This is a genomic window from Psychrobacter sp. ASPA161_9 (assembly GCF_051970275.1).
GTDB lineage: Bacteria > Pseudomonadota > Gammaproteobacteria > Pseudomonadales > Moraxellaceae > Psychrobacter.
Map to the genome: position 1 here is coordinate 133458 of NZ_JBEFNI010000007.1, position 12636 is coordinate 146093.

Here is a 12636-nt window from a genome sequence, read left to right on the forward strand (position 1 = left end):
TAATTAGTACACGTAAATAATAAGGACCATCGCGCAAGCGGTGGTTTTTTTATACGTGACAACCTTATATCGCATTCAATTGACACTGAATAAAAAAGAGTAAAACAACATCAGAATATCGCTATTTAAAGTTTGCTTTGTCAGTCTGTCTTCAGCCGTCTATAATGGAGTTTTTAGTTAATGAGAGTAATTGTGGATTCCTTAGAGTTGGCATTAGCCGTACCTGATTCATCTGGAAAGTCTAACTCATCTGGATTGGCCACGATTGCCGCCATCGCCACACCGCTTGGACGTGGTGGTGTGGGCGTTATACGTCTGTCAGGTGCGCGTGCTTATGATATTGCCTGTGTGCTAACTGGTAAGTCTGCTTTTACGCCACGTATGGCCAGTTTTTGCCGTTTTTATCAGGCTGATGGCACGGTCATTGATGAAGGGTTAGTGCTGTACTTTAAAGGTCCGCATTCATTCACAGGTGAAGATGTGCTTGAGCTACAAGGGCATGGTGGCATGATTTTGCAAAATCAGTTGCTAGCTCGAGTATTTGAACTAGGCGCAAAACAAGCCAGTGCAGGCGAATTCTCTTATCGTGCTTTTGATAATGATAAATTGGATTTGGTGCAAGCAGAAGCTATCGCAGATGCTATTGACGCGACCAGTGCTGCTGCTGCTAGTAGTGCTATTCGTTCACTCAGCGGTGAATTTTCACAAAAGATTAATCAGCTATTAGAGCAACTTATTCATCTGCGTTTGCACGTTGAAGCTGCCATTGATTTCCCTGATGAAGAGGACGTAGACTTCTTATCTGACGGCGTTATACAAAATAAACTTGAGCAAACACAAGACAAAATCCAGCAAGTATTGGCGACGGCAAAACAAGGTCAGCTCTTACGCGATGGTATTCATGTGGTTTTAGCGGGCAGACCAAACGCAGGCAAATCAAGCTTGCTCAATCGTCTGGCCGGACAAGAGCGTGCTATCGTCACTGATGTAGCAGGTACGACTCGTGATACGCTGCAAGAGACCGTCGTGCTTAATGGTCTAACATTGCATCTCACCGATACGGCAGGTCTACGTGACACAGAAGATACCGTAGAGCGTATAGGTATTGAGCGTGCGCGTACTGCCATTACACAGGCTGACATGTTGCTGATGGTCTACGACGTTACTCGTGATCTTGAAGAAGAGAGTACACCATTACAGCTTGCAGAACAGCTATTTGGTGAGCTACCAGAGGCCAAACGCTTATTGATTATTGCTAATAAAAGTGATTTATTAAGCGATACTAATAGTGAAAAAACAATCTCTGTGTCGCAAAATGAAGTAAAAGACCGAGGTTATGAACAAGTCAATGTTTCATGTGAAACAGGCGCTGGCATCGATACGCTAGTTGAAGTATTGTGTGCTAAGGTAGGCTTTCATCCACCAGAAAACAGCCTCATTGCCCGTACACGGCACTTAGATGCGCTGAGGCGGACGGCTGATTATTTAGCAGAGGCGCACGAACAGCTAACTGTTTTTCAAGCAGGGGAGCTCGTTGCTGAAAGCTTACGTCAAGCTCAGTACAGTTTGGGTGAGATCACTGGTGAATTTAGTGCTGATGACCTATTGGGCAAGATATTTGGCAGTTTTTGTATTGGTAAGTAGCTAGCAAATAATTTTTCTCTCCGGTCAACTGAGACAAATTATTTTTTGAAAAGCTTGGTCTTATGAATAACTACTCTGGTTTTCAATATTAAAACAAGGAAAATACTATGCACTGCCCGTATTGTAACGCGTCAGAGACCAAAGTTATCGACTCGCGTCTTGCTGCGGAAGGTGCGCAAGTGCGCCGTCGCCGTTCCTGTAGTAGCTGTCAAGAGCGGTTTACGACCTTTGAGATGGTAGAAGTCGTGATGCCAAGAATTATCAAATCAAGTGGCAAGATTGAGCCCTATGATAATGAGAAACTGCGTCGCTCTATTTTGTTACCTTTACAAAAGCGCCCTATCACGATTGACGAGCAAGAGGCGATGATTAGTCGTATTGAGAAGCGTGTCAGACAGATGGGAGAGCGGGAGATTAGCAGTAAAGTCTTGGGCGAAATTATCATGAGTGAGCTCAAAGCCTTAGACGATGTCGCTTATGTACGCTTTGCCAGTGTCTATCGTGACTTTCAAGATATTGATGCTTTTCATCAAGAGATTGCCAATATCCGTCCTAATGAAAAATAAGCTATAGTCGATACCAAATAAAATCAATACGTTGTAATGTGATGCGCAACTGGTATAAATTTTTCTTGCTTGCTGTGTCTACGCTGACAGAGGCTGCAAAAAATTTATACCAGTCTCGCTGTATCGTTTTTATAGCGAATTTACTATAACTTGCTTCAATTTTCTCTTATAAATTAAGTCTACCTCTATGTCGATTCCAAATCACGCTCAAGATGCGCAAGACCGCTACTTTATGATGCTCGCTATTGAGCAAGCTAAGCAAGGTTTATATACCACTAGGCCTAATCCAGCCGTAGGCTGTGTCATCGTTCAAGCAGAGACGATAGTTGGTCAAGGATTCCATCCCAAAGCTGGTGAGCCCCATGCGGAAGTATTTGCGCTCAAAGATGCTGGTGCGCAGGCAATAGGAGCAACCGCTTATGTGACTTTAGAGCCTTGTAGTCATACAGGGCGTACGCCACCATGCGCTTTGGGTCTTATTAAGGCTGGTGTAAAACGTGTCGTGATTGCCGGTCTTGATCCTAATCCACAAGTTGCTGGACGCGGTGTGAGACTTTTAGAGCAGGCCGGCATTGCAGTCACGGTTGGTGTACTAACAGAGCAAGCAGAGGCATTGAACCGTGGGTTTTTAAAGGCGATGCGTACCCAAATGCCTTATGTACGTCTCAAAATCGCCACTAGCCTTGACGGTCGTACAGCGATGGCGTCTGGGGAGTCGAAATGGATTACTTCGACAGCTGCTCGTGAAGATGTACAAAAACTACGCGCTCAAAGTAGCGCGATTATAACGGGCAGTGAGACCGTTATTGCTGATAATCCACAGCTTAACGTGCGCTCTACTCAATTAGGTATGCCAGCTGACCATGTTCCGGCACCAAAGATAGTGATACTCGATAGGCGTCAGCGTTTAGAACACAATCCACAAGCTGATTATCAGTTATGCCGCCAAGCAGATACGCTTTATTGGCGTGAAGATAACTTAACGGCATTACTTAAAAATTTAGTCAGTGAGCATCAATGCTATGACGTATTGGTAGAAGCGGGCGCTAGCGTCGCTGGTAGCTTTTTAAGCCAACAATTGGTAGATGAGTTAATTGTCTATCAAGCACCTTGTTTATTAGGAGCGCAAGCACGACCGATGGTCGATTTCAATCCCTTAACTTTAGCTCAGCAGCTACGGTTTGATATTCATAGACATGAACAACTAACTCCTGATCTTAAACTGACCTTGCACCCTCTATAACTTGTTATTTATAAACAGCTTATCCACAATCTGTGCTAAACATGTACTAAGTGTGGATAAGTAGCTGGTTTTACATCGGGTTTCACATGAAACTGTGTATAACTTTGTTTCACATGAAACTAATAGATCGAAATTTTTATTGAAAAATAAATAAAAGTACATATTAATCAATGGCTTGGGTTTATAGTTCAACAAATTCCTAATTTTGGTCAAAGTTTGGTTTTCTGTGGATAACTTGACGGAAACAAAGGTTTTTAATGTGCCCTAGGTTGATTTATGGTTACTTATCCACAACTTATCCCCTAGTGAGCTTAAAATGAGATCGTGTTTCACTAAAAATCTAGCTCAGACAAATGCTATCAATAAATCAAAATACGTTGTCGATAACGGCAATATAATAATGAGATGAGGTCTATATGTTTACCGGAATTATAGAAAGTGTTGGAAAGGTTAAATCCATGCAGCCTACAGGCGGTGACATACGTTTGACGATAGAGTCTGATGATTTAGATTTTGGTGATGTAAAGTTAGGGGATTCTATTGCTTCAAACGGTATTTGTTTGACCGTCGTAGAGTTTGGTAGTAATCATTATTCTGTTGATGTCTCACGTGAAACGATTGCTCGTACAGCGCTTGAAGAGCTAAAAGCAGGTCATATTGTCAACTTAGAAAAGGCGATGCTCCCAACGACTCGTTTTGGGGGACATATCGTTGCCGGTCACGTTGACGGAGTAGGGGTGGTCAGTAAGCTACAACAAGATGCGCGCTCTATCTATATCGAAATTGAGATACCACAAGAATTGGCTCACTATACGGCGACTAAAGGTTCTATCACGGTTGATGGTATTAGCCTGACGACCAACCTTGTACGTGACAACATTGTCTCTTTAAATATCATTCCTCATACCGCGCAAGTGACCAATATCGCTAAGCACTGGCTGGTTGGCAGCAAAGTTAATATCGAAGTGGATATCGTTGCGCGCTACTTAGAACGTTTAATAAACAAGTCGCAAACTAGTGGCATGAATGCGCCAAGTCCGCAAAGCCAGATTACAGAAGCTTTTTTAGCGGATAATGGCTTTATGAAATAACAAATATTTTGTTAAATACTAGGGCGTGTCCTTATTAAGAGTTTGTTCATTCAGATTGAGGGCGCGCCCTAAGACAGTTATCAGAGCTATTGAAAATAACGAAAGCAGAATGAAGTGATAGTCGATAATAAGTGATAGATAGCTTATTCGGTTGTCATTAGGCTTTGCAAAACCGTCTGCAATTTATCTTTGTTGATAGGTTTGGCCAAAAAATCATCCATTCCTGCTAAGCGACAAGCCTCACGATCATCTTCTGTATTATTGGCAGTTAATGCGACGATAGGAATACTATCTCCTTGTGATCGTATGATTTGGGTAGCTTGCAAGCCATCCATAACTGGCATACGGCAATCCATAAGAATTAGGGCAATTTGTTGTCTCTGAACATCAAGTTGCTCTAAGGCTTGTCGGCCATTATCTGCAACCAAACAAGAATAGCCTAGTTTGTCCAATAGCTTACAAGTAATCTTTTGATTGGTCGAGTTATCATCGACAACTAAAACCAAAGGAGCTGTAGATGCTTCCTTAGTATTAATCTCTACAGTGAATTCCTTCTTACTCTCAAAATCGTCAATAGTATCTTTATTTTTCTGAGTAATGGTTGCTGGCTGTGCTAAACGTATTAGCTCAGATAGTAACAATGCAATATCTAAAGGTTTATTCAAAAATCCGTCAAATTTGTCCAATAACGAAGAAGTAATACTGCGTTCGGGCTTCATGCTTAATAAGAGTTTTGGTAAGGAAGTATTATTCAGTAAGTTATTAATAATCTTACTTTTTTCATTGTCATTGGGTTTCGCTGGGCTACCTGTTTTTGAGCTTTCAGTAGCCACTGAAAGATGAGCTGGTAAAAGGCTGTGAGTCTCATAATATTCATAATCTAGTAGCAATACTGGTTTTAGTATTTGTGCTTCCTTTTCTAGCTGCTCATATAACTGTTGCGCAGCAGCACTGTCTAAATTGGTATAGATACTGACAGGCAACGATAGATGTGAGCACACCTGCTGTAGAAATGTTGCGCAAATTTCTTGTTCAACAACAGCAATGAGGCGAATATGGGTTAGGCTGCTGTGGAAATGATATATCGGCTGATAAGTTGGCGTATGACAAGGTAAGTACAGAGAGAAGTTACTGCCTATGCCAAGCTCACTATCTAGTTGAATAAAGCCACCTAATAACTGTGCGAAGCTATTGGAGATAGCAAGACCGAGTCCTGTACCACCAAATTTTTGGCTAATTTGCTTATTTGCTTGATTGAAGTATGAAAAAAGTCTGTGTTGCTCAGAATCTGCAATGCCAATACCTGTGTCTTTGACGCTAAAGCGCATCCATTGATGGTTAGCCCCAGTATTAACGACCGTATTAGGTAGGCGGTTATCAGGCGCTAAGTTTTGGTTACGTGCAGCACTGGTTAAGGTGCGCTTACTGTTAAGACTAGTGATAAAACACATCTGCTCATAAGTAATGGGTTCAACAATTAACGCCACATAACCTGCTGGGGTGAATTTGATCGCATTATCTAGTAAGTTAAGCAGAATTTGGCGTAGGCGGTTGCCATCAGTGCTGACATAGCGCGGACAGTCAGGGGCAAAGAAGTACAATAAATTAATGCCTTGCCTGCGCGCGCTACCGACCATCAAATCACTAATATGTTGCCCAAGTTTAAAAATATCAGTAGGCTCATTGACGATATCAGCCTTACCTGCTTTTATTTTTGCCATGTCGAGCATATCGTTCAGCATCGCTAGCATTGACTGACTAGACTGACTCAACATGGATAGCACTTCTTGCTGACCTGGCGTTAAGCGATTCGCCTCTATCAACTCTAACGTACCAATAATTGCGTTTAGCGGGGTACGTAACTCATGACCAATAATAGATCTAAGTTTAGCAAATTCTTTTATTTGTAATTGCGCTTGCTGGTTTTGAAGCTGTAGGTCATCTACTTGTTTAACGAGCTTATCGACGTTATTGAGTAATACGGTAAAGCCATGAACTTGTCCGTGTGCCCCAAACCATGGAGTGATATGTAACTGATAAGCTTGTTTATCTTCTAAGCCATAAACTAACAGATTACGAGTAACGCGTAGAGTAGATAGTTTCTGTAATAGTTGTTGGGTCGCTTTATCACTGCCAGTCAAAAAATCCGTTAAGCTATAATTAGAATCACGCTGGAAAGCGGTAGTAAAAACTTGTTCAAAGCGCTGATTAAAAAAACTTATGTGACCTTGGCGCATGACCATAAGCATCGGTAAAGGAGCTTGATTAACCAAATGTTCCAAACGCTGGCTAAGCGTTTTGATGCGTCGATGATGATCGTGTAGCTGATAGCTGACCCGGCTTAGAGAATGACCTAAGCGCAAGAATTCAGGGGTGGTTGTTTCCTTTACAAACGGTGGCGGTAAATAGGCTTCCTTAGATGACATCGTCAGGCTTTCTGTATACTGTACTAACTGGTCCCAATTAGTCCGGCGTTTGAGCATATAAAGTAGTGCTAGACTAAACAACATAATTGCTGCCATCAAAGGCAACCAAAACCGGTAAGATATCCAGTTTATATCAAGAGGTTGATGGCGCAGTACTACATATATCTGATGACCACTTTCAACCTTAATTTTACCTGTCAGGGTATCATTATTTATCTGATATGAGCTTGTTGCAGTCTTAGATGTAGTCGTAAGTGTAGGAAGACTGATATTAGAAAATTGTTGCTCAAAAGGCTGAGTGTGACGATAGACGTATGTCTGCCCAGAAGGCATCATGAGAATTAGCTGATAACTGATATCCTGAAAAAAAGGTTTGGTGAGTATTTTTTCGATATCAGCCTCTGTCGGTACGGCATGATCAGTCGTTTCATGTTTCAGCGCCGTAAAAACAACTTGGCTATGTTCTTGGCTTTGGGTTTTGAGTGCCGAAAACATCATGGCATAGTATAAGACCAGCATTATCAGCAGCGTCAAGATGTAAAAGAAAAGCAGACGTTTTAATGACTGAAACTGTTGCATGGGGATATTATCCTATACCTGCGCGACAAGGTAGTGCGATGGTAAGCTAAAATAATCTACTCTAATAATTGGATGGTACGTTTTAACCGCTAGTTTTCACCTATAATTCTTGGATTTTATTGTTAAATTTTTTTAGGTTATTGTGATAAGCAGTAATATAGATTACTTATAGTAACAAATTTACTACCAGCATGGTTATGGCAATCGTACTAATTTAGCAGCTTAGCGAACTTTTAGGTCAGAAAAAAGAGGTTTATCTAGTCAAATATTTAAACATAATGTGATAAGTATGGGTTAATAGTTAGTTTTGATAAACTTATGTCGATATAGAATACATCAGTAATATAGATTGCAAATATAACCCAAAATAGACTGCTATGGTCTTGAACCACAATCATAGCACTACACTGTAAACTCACCTATAATGTCACGACTACTAATCTAATATGTAATATGGGTGTTATGACCACAATTAACTCTGCTTCTGACAGTATTGTACGACCCAATCGCTTGCGCATAGTGTTTGCAGGCACGCCGGAATTTGCCGCTTCTAGTCTTGAGTCATTAATTGCTCAGCAAGAGCGGCTTAATATAGATGTGGTCGCGGTATATACGCAGCCTGATCGGAAAGCGGGACGTGGCCAAAAGCTGGCTGCGTCTGCGGTCAAGCAAGTAGCGCTCACTCATGACATTCCTGTTGAACAGCCTGCTACCTTCAAAAAATCCAGCGCAGAAGGTATGGCCGCAAGGCAAACGTTATCAAGCTATCAGCCTGACGTGATGATCGTTGCAGCATATGGTCTTATTTTGCCCATTGGTGTGTTGACCACACCTACCTATGGTTGTCTAAATATTCATGCCTCACTACTGCCACGTTGGCGCGGTGCTGCACCTATCCATCGCGCGCTATTAGCAGGAGATTCTGAGACCGGCATTACCATCATGCAGATGGATAAGGGGCTGGATACCGGCGATATGCTCCATAAAGTAAGCTGTACTATCGCTGATAATGATACGGCGGCAAGCTTACATGATAAGTTAGCCGACTTAGGGGCAACTGCTATAAGCACTGTCCTACAAGATTTGCCAAGCTACCAAGCAAAAGCAATTGCCCAAGATGACAATCAAGCCAATTACGCTGAAAAGCTGGTAAAAACTGAGGGCGAAATTGATTGGACGCAATCTGCTAGCGTTATTGAGCGTCAAATTCGTGGTTTAACACCGTGGCCTGGTGCTTATACTTTTTTAGATGGTGCACGTGTAAAGATATTAGAAAGCTTAGCAGTTAATCCGTCGCAGCAAACGACAGAGCCAGCAGGCAAAGTTATTAGTGTTGGACGTAAAGCCATTTTAATAGCCTGTGGTAACAATCAGCAAACCGACGATAAAGAACAACCTGCTAGCACGCTCGCCATAACCAAATTACAGTTTGCTGGTAGCAAACCCGTTACCGCTGAGCAAGTCTGTCATGGCAATCAGCTTGATGATGGTGACCAGTTTACGACTGATTCGAAATAATTCAATTAAGCTTAATGTACTTTAATTATAAGCAATCCCACTTGCACAAGACGCTATCGATCATGCGTCAAGGAAATCAAATTTAATGAGACAAACCAGCACTGCGCCAAGAAATAATAAGCTCAAACGTTCAAGCAATCTCATTATGAATGGCAGCGTACGCGTACGAGTAATTCGCACCTTACTGGCTATTCAAAATGGTCAGTCGCTCTCAAGCGTTCTTGACCCATTGTTAAACAGTTTGCATGATGGCGATAAAGGCTTTGCACACGCCCTATTGCTAACCACTCTACGTCAATGGCATGCACTTGCACGATTGCTCGATAGCTTGGCAGATAATCCTATCGATGAGATTGAGGTGCGCACCACCATTCAAGTGGGCCTAGTACAACTGCTTTATTTAGAAGTCGCTGACCATGCGGCCATTCATGAAACGGTCGAAGCGGCGAAAGAAATCGAGTTTGCGCATGCGACAGGTCTTATCAATGCCATCTTACGTAAAGTAGCTAAGAACCCAAGCAAGTTCCGTAAGAAGTGCGACAAAAAGCATAGTCTACCGAATTGGCTAGCCTATCAGCTTAAGCAAGACTGGAGCGAGCAGTATGATGAGCTGACCCAAGGTTTACGCCAAGCTGCGCCGATGTTTTTACGGGTAAACTCAGGGGTTAGCTCAGTAGAGGATTATCAGCAAGCATTGGATGGTGCAGAGATAGAAGCGGATTTGGTTGAGCTAACCAGTGGTTTTAACTTAATGAGTTCGTCAGATACAGCCACGCCTACAACATTATCAACCAAAGGTCTTAGGTTACATCAAAGCACTGCAGTGAACGCTTTGCCTCATTTCGCTGAAGGTGCTGCCAGCGTACAAGATATGCATGCTCAACTTGCTGCGCCACTCATTCATACCGCTTTAATGAATAAAGTTAGTGCTGATAAGTCTAATACAGACATTGATTCAGACGCTGATAATAACCAGCTACACATTTTAGATGCTTGCGCTGCACCCGGCGGTAAACTGGCTCATTGGTTAGAACTATTGAGCTTAGATGAGTCGTTGTCGTTTCACGTGAAACAAGAAGATGCTGAAACGTCACCTGTGATTAATAACATCAAGGTAACGGCTATCGATAATGAAGCACCGCGTATCGAGCGTATTTATGAAAACTTACAGCGCCTAAATTTAACACAGCAAGACTTAGAGCAAGCTGAAAAAAACATCGCGCTCAATATTGTTTGTGCGGACGCCACGACATGGCAAGGGGCTGGTAAGAAAAAGAGCAAGCTCGTATTTGACGCTATATTACTAGACTCACCTTGTACAGCTACTGGGGTGATTCGTCGTCATCCTGATATCAGTATCTTGCGTACGGAAGAAGACGTCGAGCAAACCGCACTGTTACAAGCGGATATCTTGCATAATCTGTGGCCACAACTTAAAGTCGGTGGCTATCTATTATATGTGACTTGCTCTATCTTAAAGCAAGAAAACGTCGAACAAATGCAAGAGTTCCTCACTCACTATAACAATGCGACTGCCATTGAGTTTACCGAGGATTGCAACTGGGGCATCGCGCAAGCTATCGGTCGTCAGTGCTTACCGATTGATAATATGGGTGGCGATGGTTTTTATTATGCTTTGCTGCAAAAGACGGCTCAATAAAATACAATATTATAGAACCTCACTCTCAGCCTTCTAAATTCATTGATATAGGCTGGTGCTTACTAGCCAAGCATAAACCTTTGCGCAAGCAAAATGCTAGGCTAAAAACACTAGTCTACGATAGTTTATACGATGTTGAGACTCAGGTACTAATTCAGGTACTAAAGACTAACTTTAGACGTTTTAAGTAGGGAATAACCATGAAATATATCAGTACCCGTGGTCAGACAGCGCCGATGGATTTTAGTGATGTGCTCTTAATGGGGCTTGCACCTGACGGTGGCTTGATGTTGCCTGAACACTATCCAAATATCGATAATGCGACGCTTGATGAATGGCGTACGCTCAGCTATCCAGCGTTAGCGCTAGCTATCATGCAGCGCTTTGCTACCGATATTCCTTATGCTGATCTAAAAGATATTGTAGAGCGTACTTATACGACTGAGGTATTTGGTAGTGCAGAGATTACGCCAGTACGTAAGCTTGAAGATAATCTCTACATTTTAGGATTGTCCAACGGTCCAACGCTAGCGTTCAAAGATGTGGCGATGCAGTTTTTGGGCAATGCTTTTGAGTATGTACTTAAGCAAAAAGAGGCACGCATTACCATCATTGGTGCGACCAGCGGTGACACGGGTAGTGCGGCTGAATATGCACTGCGCGGTAAGGAAAACATCGAAGTCTTTATGCTGTCACCACATGGCAAAATGAGCGAATTCCAGCGCGCGCAAATGTATAGCTTAACGGATGACAATATTCATAATATCGCTATCGACGGTATGTTTGATGATTGCCAAGACATCGTCAAAGCCTTACAACAAGATGCAGAGTTTAAAGCCGCTTATAATTTAGGCACGGTCAACTCCATTAACTGGGGTCGTATCTTGGCGCAGATTGTTTACTACTTTAAAGCTTACTTTGCAGTGACAAATAGCAATGATGAACAAATCAGCTTTAGTATTCCTTCAGGTAACTTTGGTAATGTTTGCGCAGGTCACATTGCTCGTGAAATGGGGTTACCCATAGGGCGTTTAATCGTCGCGACCAATGAGAACGATGTGCTCAATGACTTCTTTAATCAAGGTGCTTACCAGCCACGTGCGACCGACAAAACCTACGTGACCTCTAGCCCTTCAATGGATATCTCCAAAGCTTCTAACTTTGAGCGCTTTGTTTATCTATTACTAGAAAAAGACAGTGCGCGTGTTCATGAATTGTTTGAGGGTGTAAAATCAGGTCAAGGTTTTGATTTATCTGATGTGCTAGAAGCCGTTAATACCCGTTATGGCTTTGCTGCGGGCAAGTCTACCCACGCCGACCGTTTACAAACAATCAAATCTTTATATGAACAATATGGCGAATTGGTCGACCCACATACGGCTGATGGTATCAAAGTCGCCAAAGAGCTTCAGCAAGAGGGCGAAGTTATTATTTGCGCAGAGACTGCGTTGCCAGTCAAATTTGCAGAGACTATCGTTGAGGCTGTAGGTCAGATAGACATTGCTCGTCCTGCTCATACTGAAGGCTTAGAAGACTTACCGCAGCATGTGGTTATCTTGGATAATAAAGCAGAGTTGGTCGCTGAGCAGATTCGTCAACATGTACAACCAACTCCAGCCTAAATAATCCGTTTCACGTGAAACTTTGAATAGTTAACCAAAAGCCTCATTACCTAAATAATCTAGGTAGCGGGGCTTTTTAATGCTTGCTTAATAATAATGAATAAACCATGAATAGCACCACTCAAAAACCAGTATTACTGGTTGAAAATAGTAGGAAAAAAAGTCACGTATTCTCTTTCGGCATCGGTAAAACAGATTTTTTCAAATGAATCATTGATTGGTATTATGAGTGATATAGGTCTCATACATACCTCTTATCTATTCAAGAATCAATAAAATATTCTGCA

General features: G+C 42.2%; 8 protein-coding genes. 7 read left to right on the plus strand and 1 reads right to left on the minus strand.

Features of this window, described 5'->3' with window-relative positions:
• The first annotated feature begins 180 nt into the window (after nt 1–180).
• The 4 genes from mnmE (at nt 181) to ACTQ9S_RS09615 (ending at nt 4544) form a co-directional block, all read left to right on the plus strand.
• Nucleotides 181–1644 (plus strand): tRNA uridine-5-carboxymethylaminomethyl(34) synthesis GTPase MnmE, encoded by a 1464-nt coding sequence (mnmE, locus tag ACTQ9S_RS09600; protein WP_440454816.1) that lies wholly within the window; start codon nt 181–183, stop codon nt 1642–1644.
• Between the two features lie 107 nt (nt 1645–1751).
• Complete coding sequence (gene nrdR, locus ACTQ9S_RS09605; RefSeq protein WP_068329968.1) at nt 1752–2210, plus strand: transcriptional regulator NrdR; 459 nt, start codon at nt 1752–1754, stop codon at nt 2208–2210.
• Between the two features lie 187 nt (nt 2211–2397).
• Nucleotides 2398–3453 (plus strand): bifunctional diaminohydroxyphosphoribosylaminopyrimidine deaminase/5-amino-6-(5-phosphoribosylamino)uracil reductase RibD, encoded by a 1056-nt coding sequence (ribD, locus tag ACTQ9S_RS09610; protein ID WP_440454817.1) that lies wholly within the window; start codon nt 2398–2400, stop codon nt 3451–3453.
• Nucleotides 3454–3869: 416 nt separating this feature from the next.
• Nucleotides 3870–4544 (plus strand): riboflavin synthase, encoded by a 675-nt coding sequence (locus ACTQ9S_RS09615; protein ID WP_440454818.1) that lies wholly within the window; start codon nt 3870–3872, stop codon nt 4542–4544.
• A gap of 143 nt (nt 4545–4687) precedes the next feature.
• On the opposite strand, the gene ACTQ9S_RS09620 is transcribed toward ACTQ9S_RS09615, so the two are convergent.
• Entirely contained in the window at nt 4688–7549 is a 2862-nt protein-coding gene (locus ACTQ9S_RS09620) for a response regulator (protein WP_440454819.1), read from the minus strand.
• Between the two features lie 462 nt (nt 7550–8011).
• Here ACTQ9S_RS09620 and fmt point away from each other — a divergent pair, with 462 nt between their 5' ends.
• From fmt to thrC, 3 genes are all read left to right on the plus strand, one after another.
• On the plus strand, nt 8012–9067 hold the full coding sequence (fmt, locus tag ACTQ9S_RS09625; protein WP_440454820.1) for a methionyl-tRNA formyltransferase: 1056 nt from the start codon (nt 8012–8014) through the stop codon (nt 9065–9067).
• Nucleotides 9068–9152: 85 nt separating this feature from the next.
• Entirely contained in the window at nt 9153–10727 is a 1575-nt protein-coding gene (locus tag ACTQ9S_RS09630; RefSeq protein ID WP_440454821.1) for a transcription antitermination factor NusB, read from the plus strand.
• A gap of 200 nt (nt 10728–10927) precedes the next feature.
• Nucleotides 10928–12349 carry a threonine synthase gene (gene thrC, locus ACTQ9S_RS09635; RefSeq protein WP_440454822.1) on the plus strand — a complete coding sequence of 474 codons (1422 nt, stop codon included), beginning with the start codon at nt 10928–10930 and terminating at the stop codon, nt 12347–12349.
• The last annotated feature ends 287 nt before the right edge of the window (nt 12350–12636 follow it).